Genomic DNA, 26,953 nt, shown 5'->3' on the forward strand with positions numbered 1-26,953 from the left:
CTTTCCGCATGATCGTCAAAATCGGGCCGGTCGGGCCCCTCAGAGCCCGCCTTTACCCATTCTATATGACGGTTTCTTAATGGAAAAGGATCGGCAGCAAGGACGCGACCAAAAGTGCCGCCATCGTCCAGTTAAACGCCACCAAACGCCGCGGATTGGTCAGAAAACGGCGGATTTCCTGACCGAGCCACACCCAGAGCGAAATCGCCGGCAGGTTCATCAGCAGAAATCCGAAAGCGACGATCCCAGCCGCCGCCCATGTCGTGTCCTGCGCGTAATTGGTCTGCGCGCCGATCGCCATGATCCAGGCTTTCGGATTGACCCACTGGAACGCCGCCGCCTGCAAAAAACTGAGCGGCTTGCCCGTCGCCTCTTTCTCTCCGGGGGCTGCGGCATGGGCGATCTTCCACGCCAGCCACAGCATATAAAGCACCGCCACGACCAACATCACCTGCCGCAGCACCGGGAAAGTGTCGAAGGCCTCCGCAAGCCCAAGTCCCACGATGAACACCATCAGCGTGAATCCGAAGGCGATGCCAAACATATGCGGCAGGCTGCGGCGGATGCCGAAATTCGCCCCCGAGGCCAGCAACATGAGATTGTTCGGCCCCGGCGTCACCGAGGTGACGAAGCCGAAAGCGAGAAGCGCGAGAAAGAGCGTCATATCCATGCCGGTGAGTTTCCATGCCAGAACACATACCGGTGAAATTAGCCTTCCTCCGGCGCAATGACCGTGCAAAGATCGTTCTGAAGATCAAAAGTTTGCACGAAAACACGGCCATGGATCGTATTGACGAAGATATATTGCGCGAACTGTCGCGCGACGGGCGGCAAAGTAACCTCGAACTTGCCGAGCGCGTCGGCCTGTCGCCTTCCGCCACCTCGCGCCGGGTGAGCGAGTTGGAACGCTCCGGCGTGATCCGCGGCTACCGCGCCGTGACCGATCCGCAAAAGACCGGACGCGGCTTCGTGACCTATATCGCCGTCGGCCTCTCCGCCCATAGCAAGGAGGCGCAAAAGGGCTTCGAGCGTGCCATGGAGGCGGCGTTCGAGGTGAAGGAATGCCACAACATCGCGGGCGCCTTCGAATATCTCCTGCGGATCGAGACCGCAGGGCTTGAGGCCTACAAGCGCTTTCATACGGAGGTTTTGGCCACCGTGCCCAATGTGGCCTCGATCACCTCCTATATCGTGATGGAAAGCCCCAAGGACTTGCGCGGCTGATCTTTTGGCCATTTGCGGGATTTGAGTATTTCTTGCTGCCATGAAGAGGGCGGGCGTGTTAGGCCGGGGCAACAGGAGGCCGCCATGTACCGACCGAACAACTCCGCCATCGACGACCCCGAGACGCTGCGCCATGTCATGGCGGAGATCGGTTTTGCCGCTTTGGTGACGCCGCATGAGGCAGGGATCGAGATCACCCATGTGCCGGTCGTGGTGCGCGAGGAGGGCGGCGCGACCGTGATCGAGACCCATCTGGCGCGGGCCAATCCGCATTGGAAACTGGCGGGCGCGGGGTCTGTTTTGATCTTTCAGGGACCGCAGGCCTATGTCTCGCCGTCGTTTTACCCGTCGAAACAGGTGGATGGCAAAGTCGTGCCGACCTGGGCCTATATCGTGGTCCATGCCCATGGCGTGTTCGAGGCGTTCAATGACGCGGAGGGGCTTGGCGCGCATCTCGATGCGCTGACCGACCGGCATGAGGCTGGCCGCGCGGACCCCTGGTCGGTGGCGGACGCCCCCGTGCCCTATGTCGCCGCTCTGAAACGCGGCATCGTCGGGCTGCGTTTCGTGCCGGAGCGGTTGGAGGGCAAGTGGAAGGTCAACCAGCACAAGAGCACTGAAGACCGGCAGGGCACCTATGCGGGGCTGATGGCCTCGGGCGAGCAGGGCGTCGACCTGGCGCAGGCACTGGCGAGTTTCCCGGAGGGGGAGTGAACCTTTCGCGCATATGCTGCAATTTTGCAGGAATATATGTTTTGTTGACGCTGGGTAATGCGTCGTGTCGTATATATTTTGCACAAATCGGGTTTTTGCCTCTCTGTCACTGCGCTTGTCTGCAAAGGGTATTTGCCGTCGTCACAGTGGGCGGCACATTGGTGGTGTTGTGACCGATGACGGATGCCCGGCTTTCGAGTGCGACAAACCTGTTTTCAGATGGAGAGCCATATGCGCATAAAACATTTCCTCCTGGCCGCCGGTGTCGCCAGCGTGCTCACATCCAACGCTTGGGCCTCCAGTTATCATACCGACTCGGACGATCCGGACGAATGTATTTCCGATTGGCAGGCATGGAGCAGCGACATCAAGGATTGGTATGATATTCTGAACGATGGCTGGCAAAATCTCGATGGGTCGCATGAATATGCCTTGGATCAGTTCAGCTACGCAAAGAGCCATTCCCACACTGAAATCTATTGGGGTCAGTGTATGAAGGTCACGACGATCAACGAGGACATGGTGGATGAGATGAACGAGGGGGTTCATCGCCTGCAACGTTCCGCCGAATGCGGTATCGAGATGATCCAAGTCATGCGACAGCGCGAGGATTTGGCCGGATTGATCGACGATTACAACGCCGGTCAAAAGGTAACAACAGAGCTCAAAGTCGCGCTCGAATATTATATTCGTCAGGCTGATAAAACATCCGGCACCTGGGCCTGTCAGCCGGAGGGGTTCTGGCTCAACTTTTTGGGTGACCAAAAAAGCTGGGCGCACAACATACTCGGGCAAATCTGATCGAGTTCAAAACAAAAGGCGCCCCGTGAGGCGCCTTTTTCAATCCGGTCTAAACGAGGCCGCTTAACCCTCGATCTCCATGATCATATCGACCCGCGTGCCGTGGCGGCCGCCTTCGAACTCGGCCGAGAGGAAGGCCTCGACGATGTCGAGCGCAAGCCCTTCGCCGATCACCCGCGATCCCATGGACAGCATGTTGGCGTCGTTGTGCTGGCGCAGCATCTTGGCGGAATAGGCCTCCGAGCAGACGCCGCAGCGGATGCCCTTGACCTTGTTCGCGGCCAGCATGATGCCCTGACCCGTGCCACAAAGGATGATGCCAAACCGGCAATCGCCCGAGGCCACGAGTTTCGCCGCCGCCTCGCCGTGTTTCGGATAATGCGTGCTCTCCGGCGTGGTCGGACCGATGTCCACCGGCTCCCAGCCGAGGCTTGCCACATGGGCGGCAATGGCCTGACGCAGCTCGATGGCGGCGTGGTCGGAAGACAGCGCGATGCGTTTGTTGTCAGTCATTTGGGACGGTCCTTACACCAGACGGGAGTTTTCTTTCGCAGCCCGGATGAAATCGCGGAACAGCGGCGCAGGGGCGAAGGGTTTCGACTTCAGCTCCGGGTGATATTGCACGCCGATGTACCACGGGTGATCCTTGGCCTCGACGATCTCCGGCAAACGCCCGTCCGGCGACATGCCCGAGAACACAAGCCCGCAGGCCTCAAGCTTGTCCTTGTACTTGATGTCCACCTCGTAGCGGTGGCGATGGCGTTCTTCGATCTCGGTCGCGCCGTAGATCTCCGCCACTTTCGAGCCTTCCTTGAGGCTCGCGGTATAGGCGCCAAGCCGCATCGTGCCGCCCTTGGCATCATCCGCCTTGCGCTGCACCGTATGGTTGCCCTGCACCCATTCCTTGAGGTGGTAAACAACTGGTTCGAAACGTTTTTTTCCGGCTTCGTGGTCGAATTCCTCCGACCCTGCCGTGGTGATCCCGGCCAGATGCCGCGCCGCTTCAATCACGGCCATCTGCATCCCGAGACAAATCCCGAGGTAGGGCACCTTGCGCTCGCGGGCGAATTGCGCCGCCTTGATCTTGCCTTCCGTGCCGCGCTCGCCAAAGCCGCCGGGCACCAGAATCGCGTCGTAACCTTCCAGATAAGGTGCGGGGTCTTCATGCTCGAAAATCTCCGCATCGACCCATTCCACATTGACCTTCACCCGGTTGGCCATGCCGCCGTGCGTCAGTGCTTCGCTCACCGACTTATAGGCGTCTTCGAGCTGAACGTATTTGCCGACGATCGCGACCTTGACCTCGCCTTCCGGGTTGAAAATCCGGTCGGCCACATCGTGCCACACCGACAGGTCCGGCTTCGGCGCGGGGGCGATGTTGAACGCGTCCAACACGGCCTGATCCAGCCCCTCGCGGTGATAGGCGAGCGGCGCCTCATAGATCGACTTGAGATCCGGTGCTGCGATCACATCCTCTTTGCGGACGTTACAGAACAGCGCGATCTTCTCGCGTTCCTTCTGTGGGATCGGATGCTCGGAGCGGCAGACCAGCACGTTCGGCTGCAACCCGATGGTGCGCAGCTCCTTGACGGAGTGCTGCGTCGGTTTCGTCTTCAACTCGCCCGAGGCCGCAATATAGGGCAGGAGCGTCAGGTGCATGAAAATGCACTGGCCGCGCGGGCGATCCTGCGCGAACTGGCGAATGGCTTCGAAGAACGGCAGGCCCTCGATGTCGCCCACCGTGCCGCCGATTTCGCAGAGCATGAAATCCACCTCGTCATCGCCGATCTCAAGGAAATCCTTGATCTCGTTGGTGACGTGCGGAATGACCTGAATGGTCTTGCCGAGGTAATCGCCGCGGCGCTCTTTCTCCAACACATTGGTGTAAATCCGCCCCGAGGACACGGAATCGGTCATCCGCGCCGACACGCCGGTGAAGCGCTCGTAATGGCCGAGGTCCAGATCGGTTTCCGCGCCGTCGTCGGTCACGAACACTTCGCCATGCTCGAACGGGCTCATCGTCCCGGGGTCGACGTTCAGGTAAGGGTCGAGTTTGCGCAACCGCACCGAATAGCCGCGTGCTTGCAACAAAGCGCCGAGGGCGGCCGATGCGAGACCTTTCCCAAGCGAAGAAACAACACCGCCGGTGATGAAAACATAGCGTGCCATGGGCTGGAGAGGCTCCCGTGATAGTCCGAATTCTTGTCTTAACGTTATTCCAAAAGCCAATTTAGCCGATCTCATCGACCGGTTGGCCCCTGCTCGAAACAACGTGGTTCACGGGATTTAAGAAATAACAGATTCGGTCCGCCCGCGCAACCAAACCGCAACATGTTGAGGGGAATTTCCCCTCAACTCTCAAGGTTTTGTTAATCTTTAGGAAAGATCAGTCGGCGCGCGGCGGCGCAACCGGCGCATCCGTCGACGACGGCGGCAGAAGATCGGCACCCGACGGCAGGGCCGGGGTCGTGCTGTCTTCGGCCGGAACGGTCTCTTCGGTCGAAACGCCGTCCATCACGGAGGTGGAGGCCGCATCCTTGCGCGCCAGAACGGTCAACGTCACCGAAGTGATGATGAACCCGATGGCGAAAAGCCAGGTCAGCTTGCTCAGTGCCGTGGCCGCAGCCCGGCCCGTCATGACGTCGCCGCCACCGCCCATGCCAAGACCGCCACCCTCGGATCGCTGCAAGAGCACAATGCCGATGAGGCAGAGCGCGAGGATCAGGTGGATGACGAGAATGACATTTTCCATGGATCAGGCCTTTGAGGTCGTACGATGGGGCTACTTAAGGGGTCTCATGGCCTCGCGCAACCCTGATCTGGCCCGATGGGCCGGACAAAACCGTCGGGACTTGTGTTTCCGGCAGGCGTGCGCATTCTGACCCCATGACCGAGACATTTTTCATCCGCCCCGCCACGCATCAGGACGCTTTGCCCATTGCCGAGGTTCAGGTCGCCGTTTGGCGCTCTGCCTGTCGCGGCCTTTTGCCCGATGCGCTCATTGACCGGATGACGGTGCCGGATCGGGAAAAAGGCTGGGCGAAAATCATCGACAGCTATGAAGCTTCGGGGCGAGGGGCGGTTTTTGTTGCGGTGCAAAACGATACGGTCGCGGGCTTTCTCTCCTGTGGCGATCAGCGCAACGCCGATCTCGTCAACGATTTCGCCGGTGAATTTTCGGCGATTTACGTCGCCTCCCCGCGCCAAGGCCTCGGCTCTGCGTTGATGGCTAGGGGCGCTCAGGCGCTTCGAGCCATGGGGCATGAGGCCGCCGCCCTTTGGGTGTTGACGGAGAACATGCCAGCGCGCGCATTCTACGAGGCTTTGGGCGGGAAACAGGTCGCCGAGCGGATCGACACGCGCCCCGAAGCTGGGATCGACGAGGTCGCTTATGGCTGGGATACGCTCTCTGTTCTCGCCGCGCGGGCATAATCCGCCTCGATCTCCAAAAGCCTTTGCTTGCGCCACAATCCACCGCCATAGCCGGTCAGCGATCCGTCCGCGCCGATCACCCGGTGGCAGGGAATGAGAATCGCAATCTGGTTCGCCCCGTTGGCCCGCGCCACCGCCCGGCTCGCCGTCGGCCGCCCGATCCCGGTCGCAAGCGCGCCATAGCTGCGCGTCTCGCCCGCCGGAATCTCGCGCAGAGCGTCCCAGACCTGTCCATAAAACCCGCTGCCGTGATAGGCCAGCGGGACGGTGAACCCGGCGCTCTTGCCGTCGAAATACGCCGCCAACTCCCGCGCCGTCTGGTCATGGATCGCCGTCCGCCCGAACCCAAGCCGCCCTTTCGCCCCCTCCGCGAGTTTCCGCAACTCGGTCGGCAGCGCCTTGCGGTCCATGAATTCCAAAAGATGCAGGCGGTGGTCATCCGCCACCGCGATCATCGGCCCCAGTGGCGTGTCGATCCAGTCGATGCTCAACATCGGATCCGCACTCAGCGTGCCGGGGGCCATACCCAAAAGCGCGCCCACCCGTGCCCGAAACGCCGAGGCCGAGGAGAACCCCGCCTCAAGCCCCGCTTCGAGAACCGTGCCTCCCTCGCTCATCACCTCGAACCCGCGCCGGAGCCGCTCAAGACGCGCGAGCTCCAGAAAGCTCATCCCGAAATGCCGTTTGAACGCCCGGCGCACCGTGCCTCGGTCATATCCCATCCCGGTCACATCCGCCTCCGACCAGCGATGCTCCGGACGTTCGTTCAGCGCGGCAAGCAGCTCCTCGATCACCGGCTCCGCATCCGTCGCGGCCTTCAATGGCTGGCAGCGTTTGCAGGGTCGGAACCCCGCCTCGATGCAGGCCCCGAGACTGTCGAACCAACGGCAGTTCTCGGGCTTCGGTTTGCGCGCGGGGCAGGTGAAGCGACAGAACACGCCGGTCGAGGTCACGCCCACCCAGGCGCGCCCCTCGTAAGACGGGTCACGGGTGAGGAGCGCGGTATAGAGCGTGTCGGCGTCGGGAAGATCGAAAAGTGTCATGCGGCAAGAGTAGCGGCAATGTGCGCGCCTGTCCGCCGGGAAAGCGGCGTCGATTTCTGGTCTCTAAGGCGCGTGTCGGGGTCCGACAAAGGTCCGACGCAAATCCGACGCTTTGCCGACCGGTCAAAACAGCGCAGTTTTCGGTTTCATCGCCCGACACGGATCGCTATACAGCTCCGGGCTTCATCCAATCCAAAGGACTCATTATGGCTAATGTCGTCGTTGTCGGCGCCCAGTGGGGTGACGAGGGGAAAGGCAAGATCGTGGACTGGCTCTCGGAGCGCGCGGACATCATCGCGCGGTTTCAGGGCGGTCACAACGCTGGCCACACGCTTGTCATCAACAACCAGGTTTACAAGCTGAACGCGCTGCCCTCGGGCGTTGTGCGCGGCGGTAAGCTGTCGGTGATCGGCAACGGGGTCGTGCTCGACCCGTGGCACCTCGTCAACGAGATCGCCAAAATTCGTGAGCAAGGCGTTGATATTTCGCCGGAAACTCTGATGATCGCGGAAAACACCCCGCTGATCCTGCCGATCCACGGCGAGCTGGATCGCGCCCGCGAAGAGGCAGCAAGCAAAGGCACCAAGATCGGCACCACCGGCCGCGGCATCGGCCCGGCTTACGAAGACAAGGTGGGCCGTCGCTCCATCCGCGTCGCCGATCTCGCCGATGACGCGACGCTCGAAGCCCGCGTCGACCGCGCCCTTCAGCACCACGATCCGCTGCGCAAGGGCTTGGGCATTGAGCCTGTCGATCGCGAGCGTTTGCTGAATGATCTCAAAGCGATCGCCAAAGAAATCCTGCCCTATGCCGGTCCGGTTTGGAAGGTTCTGAACGAGCAGCGCAAAGCCGGCAAACGCATCCTCTTCGAAGGCGCCCAAGGTGCGCTTCTCGACATCGACTTCGGCACTTATCCGTTCGTGACGTCGTCCAACGTGATCGCCGGTCAGGCCGCAACGGGTGTGGGCATCGGGCCGACCTCCATCGACTATGTGCTTGGAATCGTTAAGGCTTATACCACGCGCGTGGGCGAAGGCCCGTTCCCGACCGAGCTTCTCGATGCAGATGGCGAACGTCTTGGCACCCGTGGTCACGAGTTCGGCACGGTGACGGGCCGCAAACGCCGCTGTGGCTGGTTCGACGCCGCGCTTGTGCGTCAGACCTGCGCCACCTCCGGCGTGACCGGGATCGCCTTCACCAAGCTCGACGTGCTCGACGGGTTCGACACGCTGAAAATTTGCGTGGGCTACGAACTCGACGGCGAAGTGCTTGATTATCTTCCGTTTGCTGCCGAAGATCAGGCCCGCTGCACGCCCGTCTACGAAGAAATGCCCGGCTGGGCCGAGTCGACCGAAGGCGCGCGGAGCTGGAACGATCTTCCGGCCAACGCCGTCAAATACGTCAAGCGCGTCGAAGAGTTGATCGACTGCCCGGTGGCGCTTCTGTCCACCTCGCCCGAGCGCGACGACACCATCCTCGTCACCGACCCGTTCGCGGATTGATGGCGCTCTCGTACAAAGCCCGCAGGCGTCTGGCGCTTCTGGTGCTGGTGCTCGGCCTGCCGATCTATATCGTGATGGCCGTGACCATCATGAACTGGATCGACCGGCCGGGGCTTTGGATCGAGCTTGGGGTTTATATCGGACTCGGCGTGCTTTGGGCCTTTCCGCTCAAGGCGGTGTTCAAAGGCATCGGCCAACCCGACCCGGACACCTCCGACGATCGGAGCGCATAAAAAAGGCCGCCTCTTTTGGCGGCCTTTCTCTTTGCTTTGAAACGCTTTTATTGCGGCTTGAACCGCGTCGTGTCGGCCACGATGAACTGGCCCCGGCTTTGCTTGCGGATCTTGCCCTGACGCAAAAGCTGACCAAAGGAGCGCAGGCGTTCCTCGACGGGAACCTCCCCTTCCATCGCTTCCTGCGCCAGATGCATGATCTGCGGCCGGGTCACCGTTTCGCGGCCCTGCACGAAATTCGAAAACGCCGCAGCGGCTTCGAGGATGTCGGCGAGGCTTTCGGCGCCTTGCGCTTCGGCAAAATCGGCGAAGGTGACGCCAGTGCCCGGAGCGGTTGTGCTGATCTCTTCGACCGTGTCGAGCGCTTCGGTTTCCTGCACCGCCAGAGCCGCGCGGGACACGCGGCGCGGGCGCACCGGGGTGATGTTGGCACCATTCGGCAGGTCTTTCGGCGTGTCGATGCGTTGTTCGGACACCAGCATCAGCGGCGGCAGTTGCCGACGCGTCTGACCGGCGCCTTCGGGGCGGCGGGGGCGTACGACGCGGGCGAGATCTTCCTTGTAGACCTCGGCCTCGTCTTCCTCGGCGACATCGCCTTTTTCGCTTTTCTCGGCGCGGATCGCGGTCACGGCGGCTTTCAGATGCTGGATCGCGTTGCGGCGGCGGGTGTTCTCGCCCTTGGCCATTTCGCGGTCGGTCTCATCCATCAGGCGCGACATCGAGGCGTCGGAGGTGTCGAAGACATTGCGCGTGTCGCTGTCGTCCTCGGTCTCGTCCTCTTCGGCGAAGAGCGCGGCGGGGGCCTCGTCTTCGATGTCTTCTTCGATCTCGTCGTCTTCCTCGACCTCGGCGGCGATGGCAACCTCGGCCAACTCACGCATCAGCTCGTCTTCGTCTTCCGCGTCGAGCGTGGAGGTGCCAAGTTCACGGCGCAGCGTTTCGGTCAGCGCTTCGGACGCCTCGGCGGATGTGTCCTCTTCGTCACCCTCTTCAACCGGTTCTTCCACCGCGGTTTCCGCTTCGAAATCGGCGCGGCGCATTTTCACCACACGGGCGCGGACGCGTTGCAGCGGATCGTTGGCGGTCTCTTCGACCTCGTCCTCAGCAGGCTCGACCGGACGCGTGGCCTCGGCGATGTCGGCGGCGAGATTGGGGTCCATCTCGTGCAATTCGGCATCGTCGTCAGCCGTGTCCAGAGCGATCTCGTCGGCAATCTCCTCAGAGATTTCCTCTTTTTCTTCTGCGGCTTGCAGCGACGAGAGCACATTGCCGAGCGTGGCGTCTTCGTCTGCCTCTTCGGGCAGGTCTTCGGCCATCTCCTCGATCGCCGGGGTGTCCTCGTAAGACGCTTCGAGCGCCGGGGCTTCGTTCTCGAGCGCTTCGAGCTTCGTTTCGACCTCGTCCGCCTCTTCCACTGCGTTCGCGACAGGGGCGTCCACGATGTCGTCGTTCATCTCCGCGATGATCGCAGCGGCTTCCTGGAAAGGCGCGGCGATGCGCGACGGTTTCTCGACTTCGACCGTTTCGACAACCGGGGTCTCCTCGAGCGCGACCTCAGACATGTCTTCCGCGAAAGCCATCTCAACCTCAGCGGCGATCTCTTCGATCTCCGAAGCGCTTTCCGAAACCGGCGCGTCCTGAGGTTCGTCTTGCGCCATGTCGACCATCGGAGCGACCGTCGACAGGTCTTCCTCGACCTCCGCGGCACCCTCGTCCTCGAAGTGTTCCGGCATCGCGGGCGCGCCAAAGTTCATCGCGGCGTTTTGATCCTCGGCGAAATCCGCCTGATTGCGTTGTGCAACGGCGGCGCGGATGCGTTCGAGCTTGTCGGCAATCGAGCTTCCGGCCAGATTCCCAGCCAGTGCCGCCTTGGCGGCGGCCGGTTGCGGCTTGGGCGTTTCGACAGGAGCAGGTTCGGAAACGGTTTCGACGACGGCAACATTGACGGGAGCATTCGTCAGTTTCGCCACAGGTACGGGAGCTTCAGCGGCAACCGGCGCGGCAGGGGGCTGCGTCGTGGTCGTCACGGTGGAGGCCGCAGAGTGAGGGCTTTGGTCCTGCTCCATCTGGCGCAGCACCAGCCCGCCTTCCTGCATATGGGCCTCGACGCGACGCTGGATTTCCTTTTCGGCAATGGAACTCAGCATCTGCGGATCGGGGGTCGGCGGTTCCGCGCCGAAATAGCGATCATCTGCGGCGAGGTCGCGGAAATATTCCGCGATGGACCGCATCGTGTTGAACGGATCGTCAAATCCCTCCAGCGTACAGGAGAAAGTTCCGTAGGATACGGTCAGAATTTTACTGTCACTCACCATGCCAATACTCACTTTCTGCACTTGCTCAGCAGTCTCTTGTTTACCATGAATTGGTTCGCAAATCGGAACAAAACCGGGAAATGGTCGTGATCTTTTCCTGTCCAAAATGTGGCAAAGAGGTTAACGAGTCGATCATGGACCCTATTGAACCCGTTCTGAACACACAAGAAAACGTCACTTTGCTGGGCGGCGGCGCGGTGCGGGCCGAACGGCTCGAAGAGGCGCTGACTTTCGCGCCAAGGCTTGTTGCCGCCGATGGCGGGGCGTCCAAGGCCTTGATGCTCGGGCACATGCCGGATTGCGTGGTCGGCGACTTCGACAGTCTCGGGGACGAGAGCCGGGCCCGGATCGCGCCGGAGCGATTGTTTCATATTCCCGAACAGGACAGCACGGATTTCGAAAAAGCGCTGACCCGCGTGCGCGCCCCCATGATCATCGGTGTCGGATTTACCGGCGCGCGGATCGACCATGAGCTGGCGGTCTATGCGACGCTTGCACGGTTCCCGGACCGGCGGTGCATCATTCTCGGCGAGGAGGACCTCTGTTTCATGGCTCCGCCCGTCCTGAGGCTGCCGACCATGCCCGAAGATCGCATCTCGCTCTTTCCGCTGGGGCGGGTGACGGGCCGTTCGGAGGGGTTGCAGTGGCCGATCGAGGGGATTGCCTTCGCGCCCGACGGGCGGGTCGGTACGTCGAATAAGGCCGACGGGGCACAGGTCACGCTGAGCTTCGATGCCCCGGGTATGATGGTAATCCTGCCGCGTGCGATGCTTGGGACGGATCTGATCGGGCGGCTCGTGGCGGCCCCGGACTGGGATGGCGCGGACTGGGGTTAAACCGCGTTGGGATCGGCGGGGATCGCGGGTTTGCGCTGGTTCACCCGCTCGCGGTGGATGATGTAAAGCCCGGAGGCGACGATGATCGCGATGCCGAGCCAGACCATGGGGACGGGGAAGTCGCCGAAGATCACAAAGCCGGCCAATGTGGAGAAGGCCAGCTCCAGATAGGCGAGCGGCGCGATCGTGGCCGAGGGGGCATGGCGCAGCGCGAGTGTCAGGCCTTGGTGCGAGATGGTCGCGGCGATCCCCACCCCCGCCAGCCACATCCAGTCCCATCCCGAGGGCCAGCTCGGATCGAGCGGCCCGCCCGCGCCGTCGAAGATCACGAGGAGCGGCAGGGCGACGATCAGGGCCGCAACGGCGGTGGTGGTTTGCAGTGCAATCGGGTGATAGTGGCGCAAGGCCCGGGTCACCAGCATGTAACAGGCGAAGAAGAACCCGGCGGCCAGTGGCAGCAGGGCGGCGGAGCCGAAGGCCAGAAGCCCCGGGCGCACCACGACCAGTACGCCGAGAAAGCCGGTGAGCGAGGCGATGAAACGGCGCGGGCCGACCTCTTCGCCGAACAGGGCCCAGCCGAACAGCAGCAGGATGAAGGGCTCGACGAAGGTGATGGCCAGCGCATCGGCCAGCGGCATGACCGAAACCGCCCAGACGAAGGCGAAGGTGGCGGCCAGTGTGAACAGCCCGCGCAGAAAGATCAGCGCCGCATCGCGTCTGGAGTGCAACAGCGGCAGGCCCATCAGCAGGGCGATGGGCAACAAAAGCCCACCCTGTACGAGAAACCGCGCCGACGTGATCTGCCCGACGGCATGGTGATCGGCGGCGAGTTTGGCAAAGACGTCGATGATTGGCGCTACGGCGCAATAGACGAGCATCATCGCCATGCCGAACACGGGACGGTCTTCTGTTGGAGTGTGGCGGTTTGTCATGCGCCCTTGTCGGTGGGATTTTGCCCCGGCGCAAGAGGCGTTACGCGTCCGGGCGGGTGAGGATATAAAGCGCGCCCAAGGCAATCAGCACAGCCTGCACCGCGATCCATTGCCAAGGCACGCCCATCAGCGTGGTGGGCAGAAAACTCAACATCATCATGGAGATCGAGATCACCTTGATCCGCCGCGGGATTGCGCCGGTCTCTTCCCAAGCGCGGATCGGCGGACCGAAATGCGCATGATCGAGGAGCCATTGTCGTAGCCGTGGCGAACCCTTGGTGAAAAAGAACGCGGCGAGGATGAGAAAGCCGGTCGTCGGCATCACCGGCAGCACGGCACCGATGGCGCCCAAGAGCACGCAGAGCCATCCGAGGGCGAGGTGGAGATATTTCGACATCCGGTCCGTCATAGTGTTTTCTAACATATCCCCCTTACCCGATCATTTACGTCGCAGAGCCGCACTGTCCAGCGGCAAGCCCCGGATTTTGCCTATCCAAATGGTCGCACGCGGCCTATAAATGCCGCAGAACCTGCTCTGTTTGAACGTCTTGCGCCCCTGTGGCGCCCCGGGGAAATCGTCATGTCCGATACGCTGTCGCCGATCGATACCGCCAAATTCGTGGCCGCAAGAAAGGCGCTGGATTATGTCGAGGACGGGATGAAACTTGGGCTTGGCACGGGATCGACCGCGGCCTGGATGGTGCGGCTTCTGGGCGATATGGTGCGCGAGGAAGGGCTCAACATCATCGGTGTGCCGACCTCGTCGCGCACGGCGGAGCTGGCCCGGCAACAGGGCATTCGGGTGGTGTCTCTCGACGAGGCGAAATGGCTCGATCTGACGATCGACGGCGCTGACGAATTCGACCCGGAACTGAACCTGATCAAGGGCGGCGGCGGCGCGCTTTTGCAGGAAAAGATTGTCGCCACGGCGTCGGATCAGATGATCGTCATTTCGGACGTGTCGAAACGAGTGGAGACGCTCGGGCATTTCCCGCTTCCTGTCGAAGTGATCCCGTTTGGCTGGCAAACCACCAAGGCGCTGGTGGAAGAAACGCTGGTGGCGATGGATGTGCTGGGCCAGCAATCGACGCTTCGGATGAGTGGCGATGCGGCCTATGTGACCGACGAGGGCAATCACATCATCGACTTGCACCTCCAGCGCATCGGCAATGCGCGGCAGCTCGCACTTGTGCTCAATCAAATCCCCGGCGTGGTGGAAAACGGCCTCTTCATCGACATTTGCGACAAGGTGATCATCGGCCATGGCGACGGGCGGGTGACGGTGCGCGACATCGTTTCAGGCGAGGAAAGCGAGGATCAGGTCGAGTTTGAAGAGAGCGAAAACATTTTCGCCGATCTGGACTGAACCTGTCGTTCCTGTGATTTTGCAAAGACCCCGTGCAATCTGCACGGGGTTTTCCTTTGCGGGCAAAGCGCCTACATCTAACCGCGACTTAGAATTCTTCCAAAGGCGGGACAGATGGATTTCGACTATGATCTCTTCGTGATCGGCGGTGGCTCGGGCGGGGTGCGGGCGGCGCGTTTGACCGCAGCAGGCGGGCAAAAGGTCGCCATGGCGGAGGAATTCCGCATGGGCGGCACCTGTGTCATTCGCGGCTGCGTGCCCAAGAAACTCATGGTCTTTGCCTCGCAATATGCCGCCGCCGCCGATGAGGCCGGGAAATATGGCTGGGACATCAAGCTCGGCAAGTTCAACTGGAAGAGCTTTCAGGCAAAGCTGAAGGCTGAATTGTCTCGGCTCGAAGGCATCTACACCAAGAATGCGAATGCGGCGGGGGTCGAGATCCTGCACCAGCGCGCCACCGTCAAGGATGCGCATACAGTTGTGCTGGCCGATGGCACAGAGAGAACTGCAAAACACATCCTCGTCGCCGTGGGCGGCACGCCCTTCGTGCCGGAGCAGACGCCGGGGATCGAACATGCGATCACCTCGAACGAGATTTTCGACATTCCCGAGCTGCCGAAGAAAATCCTGATCGTCGGCGGCGGCTATATCGCCTGTGAATTCGCCTGTATCTTCAACGGGCTGGGTTCCGAGGTCACGCAGGTTTATCGCGGTGCGCAAATCCTGCGCGGGTTCGACGACGAGGCGCGCGGCCATATCGCCGAGCTGATCTCGGGGCAGGGGATCAACCTGCATGTCGGAACCGACATCGAGCGGCTTGAGAGGCGCAAGGACGGCATCTGGACCAAGACGACGGACGGGCGCGAGGCCACGTTCGACGTGGTGCTTTATGCCACCGGGCGCAAACCGGCGACGGCGGGGCTTGGTCTTGAGAATGCCGGTGTCGAACTGGGCCGTCATGGCGAGATCAAGGTCGATGCGTACAGCCAGACCAACATTCCCTCGATTTTTGCCGTGGGCGATGTGACGGACCGCATTCAGCTCACCCCTGTGGCAATCCGCGAGGCGGTGGCCTTCCACGAGACGGTGTTCAAGGGCAATCCGATGACGCCGGACCATTCTAACGTGCCCTCGGCAATTTTCACCCAGCCGGAATACGGCGCGGTGGGTCTGACCGAAGAGCAGGCGCGCGAGGAGGGCCCGGTCGAGGTTTACACTGCGGCCTTCCGCCCGATGCAGAACAGTTTCATCGAGAAGAACGAGCGCGTGATGTTCAAGCTCATCGTGTGTCAGACGACGCGCAAGGTGCTTGGCTGTCACATCATTGCGCCACATGCGGGCGAGATGATCCAGCTGGCCGGTGTGGCGGTGAAAATGGGCGCAACCAAGGAAGATTTCGACGCCACCGTGGCGGTGCACCCGACCATGGCGGAAGAGATTGTCCTGATGAAAACGCCGACCCGCGTTCATAACTGATCGGAATGGACGAGAAAGACGGGGGTGCGACCCTCTCGCACCCTTGAAAATCCGCCCCGGAAGGAACAGGTTGAGACCGAGCCTCGACCCGACGGTATTTTGCCTGCCGGGTCGGACCCATACGTAAAAGAGGAAATGACCTTAATGGCCAGCAACAATGGCGGTCCCTGGGGCGGCGGCGGTGGCAACCGACCGACGGGACCCAGCGGAGGAGACAACCGGGACAACGGGCGTGGTAATAACGGACGCCGTCCGGGCGACCAGCCACAAATCCCCGAGATCGACGAGATGCTCAACAAGGGCAACGAGTACCTGAAAGTGCTCATGGGCGGCAAAGGTGGCGGCACGGGCCGTCCCGGCGGCTCCGGCACCGGTGGTCCGGGGTTCAACAAGGGCACGATCGGCCTTGTCGTGCTGGGCGCCATCGGCCTTTGGGCCTTTTCCTCCTTCTACACCGTGAAACCGGAAGAGCAGTCGGTCGAACTGTTCCTCGGCGAGTTTTACAAAATCGGTCAGCCGGGTCTGAACTTTGCGCCCTGGCCGCTGGTGTCTTACGAAAAAGTCGTGACGACGGGGGAACGGACCGAGACCGTGGGCGGCACCGGGCAGGACAACACCGGCATGATGCTGACCACCGATGCAAATATCGTCGACATTGACTTCCAGGTGGTCTGGAACATCAACGATCCGGCGAAATACCTGTTTAACCTGAGCGATCCGCGCCAAACGGTGCAGGCGGTCTCCGAGGCGTCGATGCGCGAGATCATCGCGGCCTCCACGCTCGCACCGATTCTCAACCGCGACCGGGGGCTGATCGCCGATAATGCGATGACCCTGATCCAGTCGACGCTCGACAGCTATGACAGCGGCATTACCGTGATCCGCGTCAACCTCGACAAAGCCGACCCGCCCGGCGATGTGATCGACGCGTTCCGCGATGTGCAGGCTGCCGAACAGGAACGGGATCGTCTCGAACGACAGGCCGATGCTTACGCCAACCGGGTTTTGGCCGGTGCGCGCGGGACCGCGGCGCAGATCGTCGAAGAGGCCGAAGGTTATCGGGCGCAGGTGGTCAATGCCGCCGAAGGTGAGGCCAGCCGCTTTACCGCCGTGCTTGAGGAATACAAGAACGCTCCCGAAGTGACCCGCAAACGTCTCTATCTCGAAGCCCTCGAAGAGGTCTATGGCGGGATGGACAAGATCATTCTCGACGAAGGCGGCAACGGTCAGGGCGTCGTGCCCTACCTGCCCTTGAACGAGTTGAAAAAATCCACCGAGGGGGCGAACTGATGAAGAAACTTCCCATTCTTTTCGCCGTCCTTTTTGTGGCGATCGTTCTGGTGATGTCCTCGCTTTTCATCGTGGACGAACGTCAAAAGGCGCTGGTGCTGCAATTCGGCCAGATCAAATCCGTCAAGGAAGAGCCGGGTCTTGCCTTCAAAATCCCGTTCATTCAGGAAGTGGTCTATTACGACGACCGTATCCTGTCTTTGGAGACCCCGGAGATCGAGGTCACGCCTTCGGATGACCGTCGCCTTCTGGTCGATGCCTTCGCGCGCTACCGGATTTCCGACGTGGTGCGTTTCCGTCAGGCGGTGTCCACCGGCGGTGTGCGGTTTGCCGAAGATCGTCTGAAAGGCATCCTCAACGCGCAGCTTCGCGAAGTGCTCGGTGCGGATACGGTCACCTCGAACACGGTGATCTCTGCCGACCGTGCCGAACTGGCCCGTCGCATCCGCGATCAGGCCCGTGCCGAAGCGGCCTCTCTCGGCGTCGACATCGTGGACGTGCGTCTGAAACAGACCTTCCTGCCGGATCAGAACCTTGAGGCCACCTTTGCGCGGATGCGTGCGGAACGTGAACGCGAGGCTGCCGATGAGCGGGCGCGGGGGGAAGAGGCCGCGCAGCGCGTGCGGGCGCAAGCCGACCGGACCGTGGTCGAGCTTGAATCCGATGCGCGTCGTCAGGCTGAGATCACCCGCGGTGAGGCCGATGCGGAGAAAAACCGGATTTACGCCGAAGCTTACGGCGCGGATCCGGATTTCTTCGAGTTCTATCGTTCGCTCGACGCGTACCGTGCGGGTCTGAAAGGCTCCAACACCACCATGGTGATGTCGCCGGACAGCGAGTTCTTTGACTATCTGAAGTCCGATCAGGGCAAGTAAATGGCATTTCTGATCCTCGCTGTGGGATTGGTGCTTTGTGTGGAGGGGCTGGTGCTTGCACTGGCCCCTTCGCGTTTGGAGGACGTCGTGCGCGCGTTTGCGGAACTGCCTCCCACGACGCGGCGCCTCCTCGGCTTGGTGGCCTTGGCTCTGGGCGTGCTGCTGGTGGCGCTGGGGCGGCGTTGGCTCGGCCTTTGAGGGGCGGGCGTGTCATTCCCATCTTCCGTCACCCTCTTGCCGGAATTCCCCGCAAACCGGAGGCCTTTCTCCTTGTCACACCCCGCTCACATGCTGTTGACTGGGCGCGACAGGGTTTGAGTTGTGCCGCATGGCCCCTATCTGTACCCCGAAAAGGCAGTTGTCGCGTGGGGCCGAGATCCTCGCGCATCCATACGGAGGACCGAATACCGATGACACAGGCTCGCGCCGTTTCCCTTCCCCTGCGCATGTCCCGCACCGATCTGCGAGCGCTTTTCCTCGCCCTGATCGCCACGGTTGCGCTGATGTTCCAATCCGTCGCCGCAGAGGCGCGGGGCGCGCCGGAGACCTTTGCCGATCTCGCCGAAAAGGTCAGCCCCGCCGTGGTCAATATCACCACCACGACCGTGGTCGAGGCCTCCACCGATCAACAACCGATCGTACCGGAAGGCTCGCCCTTCGAAGATTTTTTCCGTGATTTCATGGATCGCAACGGTCAGGGCAATCCGACACCGCGTCGTTCGCAGGCGCTCGGTTCCGGTTTTGTCATCTCCGAGGACGGCTATATCGTCACCAACAACCACGTGATCGAAGGCGCCGACGAGATCGAGATCGAGTTCTTCGAAGGCTTCACGCTCCCGGCGAAACTCGTGGGCACCGATCCGAAAACCGACATCGCCGTGCTTAAGGTCGACAGCGACAAGCCGCTGAAATTCGTGCCTTTCGGTGACAGTGACGTGGCCCGTGTGGGCGACTGGGTCATGGCCATGGGCAACCCGCTGGGGCAAGGTTTCTCCGTCTCCGCAGGCATCGTGTCGCAACGTGGCCGGGCGCTTTCGGGTGCCTATGACGATTACATCCAGACCGACGCCGCCATCAACCGCGGCAACTCGGGCGGGCCGCTGTTCAACATGGACGGTCAGGTGATCGGTGTGAACACCGCGATCCTGTCGCCCAATGGCGGCTCGATCGGTATCGGCTTTTCGATGGCCTCGAATGTGGTCTCCAAAGTGGTCGATCAGTTGAAAGAGTTCGGCGAGACCCGCCGCGGCTGGCTCGGCGTTCGCATTCAGGACGTGACCGATGACGTAGCCGAGGCCATGGGGCTCGACGCCGCCAAAGGCGCGCTGGTTACCGATGTGCCTGACGGTCCCTCGAAAGATGCGGGCATCGAAAGCGGTGACGTCATCCTGTCCTTCGATGGCAAGGATGTGAAAGACACCCGTGAGCTGGTGCGCACAGTGGGCGAAACCGAAGTGGGCAAGGCCGTGCGCATCGTGGTGTTCCGCGATGGCAAGACCCAGACCCTGATGGTCACATTGGGTCGTCGCGAAGAGGCCGAAAATACCGCCTTCCCTGAGGACAACCCCGCCGCCGAAGCGCCGGAAACCGTGCAGATGATGGGCATGACCTTGCAGCCGCTCGACGACACGCTGCGCGAAGAGCTTGGCGTCTCTGCCGGGACCGACGGTCTGGCCGTGGTCGAAGTGGATGAAACCTCCGAAGCCTACACCAAAGGGCTGCGCGCGGGCGACGTGATCACCGAGGCCGGTCAACAGAAGGTGACGAGCCTCACCGATCTCGAAGCGCGTGTGGACGAAGCCAAGGAGGCCGGGCGCAAGACCGTGCTGCTTCTGGTGCGCCGTGCCGGCGAGCCGCGCTTCGTGGCGCTTGGTGTGGGCGAATAACCTATCCGTTTCACACAAACGGACAAAGGCGGCCTTCGGGCCGCCTTTTCTTTTGCGCCTCTGCGGCTGCCCGGTCACTCCTCGCGCGGCACTTCCTTAAGCCCCAGTTGACGCGCAGCGGCGATGGACAGAACCTCGCTGTCCACCCCCTGCTCCAGCTGATAGGCCCGGATCGCGCGACGTGTGGCGTGGTCCATCTTACCGCTGACTGCACCCTGGAAATAACCGCGCACCTGTAGAGCGCGCTGCACCGAGGAGATGAACTCGGGCGTCCAGTCCTCCCGGCAGAGGGTCTCGAACCACAGCTCCTTGCGTTCGCGCACGATCTCCTGACGGGTCTCTGTTCGATACACCGCCGGGTAAATGACGGTCCCCGCACTGTCGACTTGCGGCGGCTGGACCATGACATGTTCCGTGACCGTTTCGATGATCGCGGGCGTCACATGGCGGGCGTAGCAGGCATTCGGATCGGCCCCCGGCGGCGCTCCGGGCGTCTCGGCGGCACGCAGGATCTCGTTTTCAGGCGTGCTCATCTGACAGGCGGACAGCAGCATGGCCATCAGGCAGAGCGATACGCTCAGCGACGGACGCTGCCTCGGGCGTACAGGGAAACTCTTATGGATCATGGGTCTGCTCATTTCGCGCCTCTTTGGGCTTTCGACAATGTTAACGCGGCTTTGACGAATTCCAAAGGGTGGAATGCGATCCCGTGCGGTGGACTGTCACGTTCTAGGCCTAAAAATGCGTCGACGCGGGGTTTTCCGTGTTGCGTGCCCGCCCGGACCGCTGGTCGCGACGGAATGCCCCTTTTCTCCGGGCAAGCTGCGCGATAAGCCTGTGACGACGCTTAAAAGCGACAAGCCAAAGCTGCGAAAAGAGGATGAGCCAATGGTCAAGATCACCTATGTCGAATTCGGCGGCACCGAACATGTCGTGGACGTGCCCGTGGGGCGCACCGTCATGGAAGGTGCGCGCGACAATGGCATTCCGGGCATTGACGCCGATTGCGGCGGTGCCTGCGCCTGTTCCACCTGCCATGTTTATGTGGCGCCCGACTGGGTCGAAAAACTCCCGGCGAAGGACGACATGGAAGAAGACATGCTCGATTTCGCCTTCGAACCCGATCCGGTCCGCTCGCGCCTGACCTGCCAGATCAAGGTGACACCGGAGATCGACGGTCTCGTGGTAAACCTGCCCGAAAAGCAGATCTGATGTTGAAACTGGCCGCCTTGCTTGCTTTGGCGGCCAGTCCGTTTGTCAGCAGCCCGCTGGCTGCCGCCCAGATCACCGGGGCACGCTATGTTGAACCGACCACGGCCTATGGCCATGGGGCTGTGAAAAACGGTGAATATGCGCGGATGGTGGTCACGCTGGATGACGGCACCACGCGCGCGGCCTCTTTCAAAAAAAGCGTGTTCGAAGATACCGCCCCGCGCCTCCATGATTTCGATGGTGACGGACGGCCCGAGGTCGTGTCCGTGGTCAGCGGCTTTGCCACGGGGGCCTGGGTTCAGGTCTGGACGCTCGACAGCCAAGACCGCCTCGTTCCCGCCAAAGCCAGCGCGCCCATAGGCCAACCCCATCGCTGGCTCGCCATCGCGGGGATTGCAGATTTCGATGGCGATGGGGTGGATGAGGTGGCCTATGTCGACCGTCCGCATTTGCTCAAGGAGCTGGTGCTTTTGCCGGTCGATCTGACGGGGGAGGGGATGCTTGTGCCGTCCGTGCGGCTTGGCGGTCTCACCAACCATCACCTCGGGTCTGACCGGATCGAAGGCGGGGTGCGTGCTTGTTCGGGGCAGGCGCCGGTGATCCTGACCGCCGATGCCGATTGGACGACAGTTGTCGAAACGCGATGGGAAGACGGGGGCTTGGTGGCACATCCTGTGGCCCGCTATGAGAGCGCTCAGAGCTTTGTGCCCTATATGGCGTGCAACTGACGCCTTTCGGAAACTTCCGACCCTGATCGGCCCGCACCTTCGTTGAGTTTCTGTCGTTTTCCCTCTGGTCCTGCTCGTATCGGCGCGGCAAAACTCCGCGACAGAACCAACCGAAGGCCCGCTATGACCTCCCATGTCTTGACTGTCACCTGCCCCTCGAAACGCGGCATCGTCGCCGCCATTTCCGGCAAGCTCGCCGAGCTGGGCTGTAACATCACCGATTCCGCCCAGTTCGATGATCCCGGTACGGATCAGTTTTTCATGCGGGTGAGTTTCGTCTCCGAGAAAGGGCTGACGCGCGCCGAGCTTGTGTCGGAGTTCACTCCCGTTGCCGAAGATTTCGATATGACATGGGCGGTGCATGACGAAGAAAAAAAGATGAAAGTCGTGATCATGGTGTCCCGTTTCGGGCATTGTCTCAACGATCTTCTCTACCGCTGGCGGATCGGCGCGCTGCCCATCGACATCGTCGCCGTGGTCTCCAATCACATGGATTATCAAAAGCTTGTGGTGAACCACGATATCCCGTTTTATCAGGTGCGCGTCACCAAGGAGAACAAGCCGCAGGCCGAAGCGCGTCTTTTGGAGATCGTCGAGGAGAGCGGGGCGGAGCTTGTTGTGCTGGCCCGCTATATGCAAATTCTCTCGGATCGGCTCTGTCAGAAAATGTCGGGGCGGATCATCAATATTCATCACTCTTTCCTGCCGTCTTTCAAAGGTGCGAACCCCTATAAACAGGCGTTCGAGCGCGGCGTGAAACTGATCGGGGCGACGGCGCATTACGTGACCGCCGATCTCGATGAGGGGCCGATCATCGAACAGGACACGATCCGCGTGACCCATGCGCAATCGCCCGAGGATTACGTGTCTCTGGGCCGTGATGTGGAGGCACAGGTGCTGTCGCGTGCGATCCATGCGCATATCCACCACCGCGCGTTTATCAACGGCAACAAGACGGTTGTGTTTCCGGCGTCTCCGGGCAGTTATGCATCGGAGAGAATGGGGTGAGAGCCGGTCCGACTTTGCCGGATTGAAAAGTCCAGTGGACCTTTCAAAGGCTCGAACGCCCGAGCACGCTTGCAAGGGCCGGCAAAAGAGCCTGCCATCAAGAAGGGGCGCTGCCCTCTGGCTCCGCCATTCACCCCGGGATATTTAAAGACAAAAGAAGCACGCGCCCTCATCCGCGCCAGTGCTTTTCAGAGGCCTCGGCGTATCCCTCTGTCCCATGGTCTGGAACAGAGGGCTTCTTCCGTCACGGTCATCGGCGTCCCCGCCTGTACCGTGGCCTCAGAATGTCGCGTTAAGGTTAATTCTGCCTTAAAGGTCTTTCTTTTGTCCGAAAATATCCCGGGGGTTTGGGGGCTGGCCCCCAAGAAGAGTGAGTGTGGGGACTGGCCTCCAACTCGAATGTCATCGGAAAACAAACAGCTTAAAAGAAAAGGCGCGCCGTTCGAGCGCGCCTCTATTTCTGTCGCGACAGCCTTGATCGGGCCTTTTACACCGAAGTTCCAAACCGGAGGGCCATTCGAGCCTTTGGTGCATTTCGCATCATGGTTATGCCACAGGTAAGGTTAAGATAGGCTTAAAGCTTGCCCGATTATGAGAGCGCCCGCCAGCCAATGTCGCTGCGGTTGAACCCTTCGGGCCAGTCGATGTTTTCGATCATGGCATAGGCGCGATCCCGCGCTTCTTGCAAACTGTCGCCGCGCGCGGTGACATTGAGGACACGCCCGCCGGAGGCGACGATCTGGCCGTCTTTCAGAGATGTCCCGGCATGGAAGACCATGTTTTTCGAATCCTCGGGCAGGGCATCCAGCCCCTTGATCATAGAGCCTTTTTCATAGCTGCCCGGATAACCGTTCGCGGCCATGACCACGGTCATCGCATGATCCTCGGCCCAGTTCACCCTGGCCTGATCGAGCGTGCCGTCGGCGGTCGCCAACATGAGGTCGAGCGCCTGTGCGCCGAGGCGCATCATCAGCACCTGACATTCCGGGTCGCCAAAGCGGCAGTTGTATTCCACGAGGCGCGGCTGGCCGTCCTTGATCATGAAACCGGCGTAGAGCACGCCTTGATAGGGCATGCCGCGTTTGGCCATTTCCGCCACCGTCGGTTTGACGATTTCGTCCATGGCTTTCTGAATCACGCTGTCGGTCATCACGGGGGCGGGCGAATAGGCGCCCATGCCGCCGGTGTTCGGCCCCGTGTCGCCGTCGCCCACGCGTTTGTGGTCTTGTGCCGTGCCCACGGGCAGGACGTTTTCACCATCGCAGAGAATGAACCACGACGCCTCTTCGCCCTCCATGAATTCCTCGATCACGACCTCCGCGCCCGCGCCGCCGAAGGCCCCGCCGAACATGTCGTCGATGGCGGCCAGCGCCTCGTCTTCCGTCATGGCGACGATCACGCCCTTGCCAGCGGCCAGACCGTCGGCCTTGACCACGATGGGTGCGCCTTGATCGCGAATGTAAGCCTTGGCCTGTTCTGCATCATCAAAGCGCGCATAGCCAGCGGTCGGCGCGCCCGAAGCGTCGCAAATCTCTTTGGTGAAGCCTTTCGAGGCTTCGAGCTGGGCTGCCGCTTTGGACGGGCCGAAGGTCAGGATGCCCGCCGCGCGCAGATCGTCGGCGACGCCTGCGGCCAAGGGGGCTTCCGGGCCGATGATGACGAAATCAATGGCGTTTTCCTCGACGAAAGAGACAACGGTCGCCCCGTCGTTGATGTCGAAGGATGCGCATTCGGCGATTTTCGCGATGCCCGCATTGCCCGGCGCCACGATCAGCTTGTCGCATTTCGGGTTCTGCATCACCGCCCATGCCAAAGCATGTTCACGCCCGCCGCTGCCAAGGATCAGAATGTTCATCGCGCCTCTCCGCTTCACCTTTGGTTTCGCGCGTTCTAAGGTCAGCGCGAGTTTGACACAAGCACGAGCAGCCCCCGGAGACCGAAGATGTCCGATCTTTTCGAAGATGACAGCCCGAAAGGCACCTCCAACGCCCCGGAGTTTACCGTTTCCGAGCTTTCCGGCGCGGTGAAGGCGATGATCGAGGGCGAGTTCGGCTATGTGCGGGTGCGCGCCGAGGTGGGGCGGGTGTCGCGGCCGCGCTCGGGGCATTTGTATTTCGATCTGAAAGACGAGAAATCGGTGATCAACGCGGTGAGCTGGAAAGGCCAGGTCGCGCGGATGGAGGTTCAGCCCGAGGAGGGCATGGAGGTGATCGCCACGGGCCGGATGACGACCTTCCCCGGCGGGTCGCGCTATCAGATCATCGTCGACAATGTGGAGCCTGCGGGGGCGGGCGCGCTGATGGCGATGCTGGAGAAGCGCAAAAAGGCGCTGGCCGCCGAAGGGCTTTTCGATGCGGCGCGCAAAAAACCGCTGCCGTGGCTGCCGGAGGTGATCGGGGTGGTGACCTCGCCCTCGGGGGCGGTGATCCGCGATATTCTGCACCGTCTGAGCGACCGATTCCCGCGTCATGTGCTGATCTGGCCGGTGGCGGTTCAGGGGCAGAAATGCGCTGAAGAGGTCGCGAACGGGATCAGAGGGTTCAATGCCTTGCCCGTGGGGGGCGAGATCCCGCGGCCCGATCTGATCATCGTTGCGCGCGGTGGCGGGTCGGTCGAGGACCTTTGGGGCTTCAATGAGGAGATCGTGGTGCGCGCCGCCGCCGCCTCCGAGATCCCGTTGATCTCTGCCGTGGGCCACGAAACCGACACGACGCTGATTGATTTCGCTTCGGACAAGCGCGCGCCGACGCCGACCGCCGCCGCCGAATTGGCCGTGCCGGTGCGGCGCGAGCTTTGGGTGACGGTGCAGGAATTGCGCGCCCGGATGGAGCGGGCTTTGAGCGGTGGCGTAGAGCTGCGCAAGCAACGGCTGCGCGATCTGAGCCGGGCTTTGCCGCCGAAAGAGCGTCTATTGGATGGCCCGCGTCAAAGAGTGGACCAGATGGATTTGCGCCTGACGCAGGCGTTGATCAACGGCGTGCGCAACCGGCGGCTGGCCTTGTCAGAGGCGGCGACGGTTCTGCGTCCCGCAATGTTGCAAGGCCGGATGCGGGCGCAGGGGGATCGGCTGACGGCGCTCTCGACGCGCCTCGCCCCCGCCTTGACGCGCGGGACGGGGCAACACAGGCGCGATCTCGACCGGCTCGCGGCACGCCTCTCTCCCGCCACCATTTCGCGTAATACGGCTCTGGCGCGCCGCGATCTGACGCAGCTTTCGGATCGCTTCGCCCGCGCAGCCCAAGGCCAGACGCATCGTTGGCGCGCGGCCTTGGATCAACGGACGGGGATGCTGTCTGCGCTGTCTTACGAAGAGACTTTGAAACGCGGTTATGCGGTGGTCCGCGATGCGGAGGGGGGCGTTGTCACCTCGTCGAAAGACGCGGGCCGGATGCATGAGGTGCAATTCGCCGACGGGCGTGTGCGGATCGGGGGCGGTGTTGCGGCACCTTCGAAATCGTCTAAGCCACGGGCAGAGAAGGACAAACCAGAGCAAGGCAGCCTTTTCTGAGCTGGATGGAAGATGCGCAAATTGAGCGGGTCGATGTCGAGGGGGGCGCCTCTTTTCTGGCGTTAACCTTAACCTGATTAACCTTAACGCGAATTAAGGTTAACGCCGGACAAGATAACGCCGGAGAGGGTTGAACCAGAGATCGTGGCAAGCAGGGGAGGCAAACGAGCTCAGACCCCGATATGCGGCCCCATGCAGGCCAGCGGGCCGTCGGAGGTCCAGGCTTCATAGAGCTCTGTGCCGCTTTCGCCCTGAAACACGGCCTTGAGCTTGTCGGTTTCGATGAAAAACTGCCAGCATTGCGGGGCGAAGCCGTCTTCATAGACGAAACAGATGTTCTGATCCTCTTCGTACCAGATGCCTTCCTTGCAGGTGTCCTGATCGAAGGCCCAACGCACCCGTTTGCCCGGCAGGTATTCTTCGGCCCCATAGGGTTGACCGTCCTCGGCGAAGGTCAGAGTCTTGCCCGTGGCATAGGCGTCAAACTCCGCGCCGCTCAGGGGATCGGCTGTCAGAGGGGCGGCACAGAGGCACAGGGGGAGGATCAGGCGAGTCATCATATGATAACCATG

At 61.6% G+C, this 26,953-nt stretch carries 28 protein-coding genes; 17 read left to right on the forward strand and 11 right to left on the reverse strand.

Annotation, left to right across the window (positions count from 1 at the left end):
* Nucleotides 1–76 precede the first annotated feature (76 nt).
* Nucleotides 77–670 carry a LysE family translocator gene (locus V1471_RS00975; RefSeq protein WP_434286391.1) on the reverse strand — a complete coding sequence of 198 codons (594 nt, stop codon included), beginning with the start codon at nt 668–670 and terminating at the stop codon, nt 77–79.
* A gap of 110 nt (nt 671–780) precedes the next feature.
* On the opposite strand from V1471_RS00975, the gene V1471_RS00980 reads away from it, so the two are divergent.
* The 3 genes from V1471_RS00980 to V1471_RS00990 all read left to right on the forward strand — a co-directional run bounded on the left by V1471_RS00980 (nt 781) and on the right by V1471_RS00990 (nt 2,739).
* The gene (locus tag V1471_RS00980; protein WP_096807166.1) at nt 781–1,224 is read left to right on the forward strand and encodes an Lrp/AsnC family transcriptional regulator; all 444 of its coding nucleotides are present in this window, start codon (nt 781–783) and stop codon (nt 1,222–1,224) included.
* A gap of 84 nt (nt 1,225–1,308) precedes the next feature.
* A complete protein-coding gene (locus V1471_RS00985; protein WP_434286392.1) occupies nt 1,309–1,938 on the forward strand; it encodes an FMN-binding negative transcriptional regulator in 630 nt (209 codons plus the stop codon).
* A 231-nt stretch (nt 1,939–2,169) separates the two neighbouring features.
* Complete coding sequence (locus tag V1471_RS00990) at nt 2,170–2,739, forward strand: hypothetical protein (protein ID WP_434286393.1); 570 nt, start codon at nt 2,170–2,172, stop codon at nt 2,737–2,739.
* Nucleotides 2,740–2,802: 63 nt separating this feature from the next.
* Here V1471_RS00990 and rpiB read toward each other — a convergent pair whose 3' ends face one another.
* The 3 genes from rpiB to secG form a co-directional block, all read right to left on the reverse strand.
* A complete protein-coding gene (rpiB, locus tag V1471_RS00995) occupies nt 2,803–3,252 on the reverse strand; it encodes a ribose 5-phosphate isomerase B (RefSeq protein ID WP_096805518.1) in 450 nt (149 codons plus the stop codon).
* A gap of 12 nt (nt 3,253–3,264) precedes the next feature.
* Nucleotides 3,265–4,908 (reverse strand): CTP synthase, encoded by a 1,644-nt coding sequence (locus tag V1471_RS01000; RefSeq protein WP_434286394.1) that lies wholly within the window; start codon nt 4,906–4,908, stop codon nt 3,265–3,267.
* 217 nt (nt 4,909–5,125) lie between these two features.
* Nucleotides 5,126–5,491, reverse strand: a complete 366-nt coding sequence (secG, locus tag V1471_RS01005; protein ID WP_434286395.1) for a preprotein translocase subunit SecG — start codon at nt 5,489–5,491, stop codon at nt 5,126–5,128.
* Between the two features lie 134 nt (nt 5,492–5,625).
* Between secG and V1471_RS01010 the strand changes: the two genes are divergently transcribed.
* Nucleotides 5,626–6,171 (forward strand): GNAT family N-acetyltransferase, encoded by a 546-nt coding sequence (locus V1471_RS01010; protein WP_434286396.1) that lies wholly within the window; start codon nt 5,626–5,628, stop codon nt 6,169–6,171.
* Here V1471_RS01010 and V1471_RS01015 read toward each other — a convergent pair.
* Nucleotides 6,129–7,214 (reverse strand): bifunctional transcriptional activator/DNA repair enzyme AdaA, encoded by a 1,086-nt coding sequence (locus V1471_RS01015; protein WP_434286397.1) that lies wholly within the window; start codon nt 7,212–7,214, stop codon nt 6,129–6,131. The two genes, V1471_RS01010 and V1471_RS01015, sit on opposite strands and share 43 nt — an antisense overlap.
* Before the next feature lie 206 nt (nt 7,215–7,420).
* Here V1471_RS01015 and V1471_RS01020 point away from each other — a divergent pair, with 206 nt between their 5' ends.
* Together V1471_RS01020 and V1471_RS01025 are read left to right on the forward strand one after the other, a co-directional pair.
* Nucleotides 7,421–8,716, forward strand: coding sequence for an adenylosuccinate synthase (locus tag V1471_RS01020; RefSeq protein ID WP_434286398.1), 1,296 nt, complete (start codon nt 7,421–7,423; stop codon nt 8,714–8,716).
* Complete coding sequence (locus V1471_RS01025; RefSeq protein ID WP_434286399.1) at nt 8,716–8,949, forward strand: DUF2842 domain-containing protein; 234 nt, start codon at nt 8,716–8,718, stop codon at nt 8,947–8,949. Before V1471_RS01020 ends, V1471_RS01025 begins: the two co-directional genes overlap by 1 nt.
* Before the next feature lie 47 nt (nt 8,950–8,996).
* Here the strand turns inward: V1471_RS01025 and V1471_RS01030 are convergent, their stop codons facing one another.
* Complete coding sequence (locus tag V1471_RS01030; protein ID WP_434286400.1) at nt 8,997–11,264, reverse strand: hypothetical protein; 2,268 nt, start codon at nt 11,262–11,264, stop codon at nt 8,997–8,999.
* Between the two features lie 134 nt (nt 11,265–11,398).
* Between V1471_RS01030 and V1471_RS01035 the strand changes: the two genes are divergently transcribed.
* Nucleotides 11,399–12,100 (forward strand): thiamine diphosphokinase, encoded by a 702-nt coding sequence (locus V1471_RS01035; protein WP_434286401.1) that lies wholly within the window; start codon nt 11,399–11,401, stop codon nt 12,098–12,100.
* Here V1471_RS01035 and V1471_RS01040 read toward each other — a convergent pair.
* The gene (locus tag V1471_RS01040) at nt 12,097–13,032 is read right to left on the reverse strand and encodes a DMT family transporter (protein WP_434286402.1); all 936 of its coding nucleotides are present in this window, start codon (nt 13,030–13,032) and stop codon (nt 12,097–12,099) included. The two genes, V1471_RS01035 and V1471_RS01040, sit on opposite strands and share 4 nt — an antisense overlap.
* 40 nt (nt 13,033–13,072) lie before the next feature.
* Entirely contained in the window at nt 13,073–13,456 is a 384-nt protein-coding gene (locus V1471_RS01045; protein WP_434286403.1) for a YbaN family protein, read from the reverse strand.
* 156 nt (nt 13,457–13,612) lie between these two features.
* On the opposite strand from V1471_RS01045, the gene rpiA reads away from it, so the two are divergent.
* From rpiA to V1471_RS01075, 6 genes are all read left to right on the forward strand, one after another.
* Complete coding sequence (rpiA, locus tag V1471_RS01050; RefSeq protein ID WP_434286404.1) at nt 13,613–14,398, forward strand: ribose-5-phosphate isomerase RpiA; 786 nt, start codon at nt 13,613–13,615, stop codon at nt 14,396–14,398.
* A 114-nt stretch (nt 14,399–14,512) separates the two neighbouring features.
* Nucleotides 14,513–15,874 (forward strand): glutathione-disulfide reductase, encoded by a 1,362-nt coding sequence (gor, locus tag V1471_RS01055; protein ID WP_434286405.1) that lies wholly within the window; start codon nt 14,513–14,515, stop codon nt 15,872–15,874.
* Between the two features lie 144 nt (nt 15,875–16,018).
* Nucleotides 16,019–17,164, forward strand: a complete 1,146-nt coding sequence (hflK, locus tag V1471_RS01060) for an FtsH protease activity modulator HflK (RefSeq protein WP_434286406.1) — start codon at nt 16,019–16,021, stop codon at nt 17,162–17,164.
* Nucleotides 17,164–18,039, forward strand: a complete 876-nt coding sequence (gene hflC / locus V1471_RS01065) for a protease modulator HflC (protein ID WP_434286407.1) — start codon at nt 17,164–17,166, stop codon at nt 18,037–18,039. Before hflK ends, hflC begins: the two co-directional genes overlap by 1 nt.
* Nucleotides 18,040–18,237 carry a DUF2065 family protein gene (locus V1471_RS01070; protein WP_434286408.1) on the forward strand — a complete coding sequence of 66 codons (198 nt, stop codon included), beginning with the start codon at nt 18,040–18,042 and terminating at the stop codon, nt 18,235–18,237. It begins immediately after the preceding gene.
* A gap of 212 nt (nt 18,238–18,449) precedes the next feature.
* Complete coding sequence (locus V1471_RS01075) at nt 18,450–19,925, forward strand: Do family serine endopeptidase (RefSeq protein WP_434286409.1); 1,476 nt, start codon at nt 18,450–18,452, stop codon at nt 19,923–19,925.
* A gap of 74 nt (nt 19,926–19,999) precedes the next feature.
* Here the strand turns inward: V1471_RS01075 and V1471_RS01080 are convergent, their stop codons facing one another.
* Nucleotides 20,000–20,563: a peptidoglycan-binding domain-containing protein gene (locus V1471_RS01080; RefSeq protein ID WP_434286411.1), complete on the reverse strand. Its 564-nt coding sequence runs from the start codon at nt 20,561–20,563 to the stop codon at nt 20,000–20,002.
* Nucleotides 20,564–20,813: 250 nt separating this feature from the next.
* Between V1471_RS01080 and V1471_RS01085 the strand changes: the two genes are divergently transcribed.
* The 3 genes from V1471_RS01085 (at nt 20,814) to purU (ending at nt 22,873) form a co-directional block, all read left to right on the forward strand.
* Nucleotides 20,814–21,137 (forward strand): 2Fe-2S iron-sulfur cluster-binding protein, encoded by a 324-nt coding sequence (locus V1471_RS01085; protein WP_066704311.1) that lies wholly within the window; start codon nt 20,814–20,816, stop codon nt 21,135–21,137.
* The gene (locus tag V1471_RS01090; RefSeq protein WP_434286412.1) at nt 21,137–21,865 is read left to right on the forward strand and encodes an FG-GAP repeat domain-containing protein; all 729 of its coding nucleotides are present in this window, start codon (nt 21,137–21,139) and stop codon (nt 21,863–21,865) included. Before V1471_RS01085 ends, V1471_RS01090 begins: the two co-directional genes overlap by 1 nt.
* Nucleotides 21,866–21,988: 123 nt before the next feature.
* On the forward strand, nt 21,989–22,873 hold the full coding sequence (purU, locus tag V1471_RS01095) for a formyltetrahydrofolate deformylase (protein ID WP_434286413.1): 885 nt from the start codon (nt 21,989–21,991) through the stop codon (nt 22,871–22,873).
* Nucleotides 22,874–23,462: 589 nt separating this feature from the next.
* Here the strand turns inward: purU and purD are convergent.
* Complete coding sequence (gene purD / locus V1471_RS01100) at nt 23,463–24,728, reverse strand: phosphoribosylamine--glycine ligase (protein ID WP_434286415.1); 1,266 nt, start codon at nt 24,726–24,728, stop codon at nt 23,463–23,465.
* Nucleotides 24,729–24,815: 87 nt separating this feature from the next.
* Between purD and xseA the strand changes: the two genes are divergently transcribed.
* Nucleotides 24,816–26,381 carry an exodeoxyribonuclease VII large subunit gene (gene xseA, locus V1471_RS01105; RefSeq protein ID WP_434286416.1) on the forward strand — a complete coding sequence of 522 codons (1,566 nt, stop codon included), beginning with the start codon at nt 24,816–24,818 and terminating at the stop codon, nt 26,379–26,381.
* Nucleotides 26,382–26,551: 170 nt separating this feature from the next.
* On the opposite strand, the gene V1471_RS01110 is transcribed toward xseA, so the two are convergent.
* The gene (locus tag V1471_RS01110) at nt 26,552–26,941 is read right to left on the reverse strand and encodes a hypothetical protein (protein ID WP_434286417.1); all 390 of its coding nucleotides are present in this window, start codon (nt 26,939–26,941) and stop codon (nt 26,552–26,554) included.
* Nucleotides 26,942–26,953 lie beyond the last annotated feature (12 nt).

The sequence above is a fragment of the Celeribacter sp. SCSIO 80788 genome, assembly GCF_051054295.1.
Lineage (GTDB): Bacteria > Pseudomonadota > Alphaproteobacteria > Rhodobacterales > Rhodobacteraceae > Celeribacter.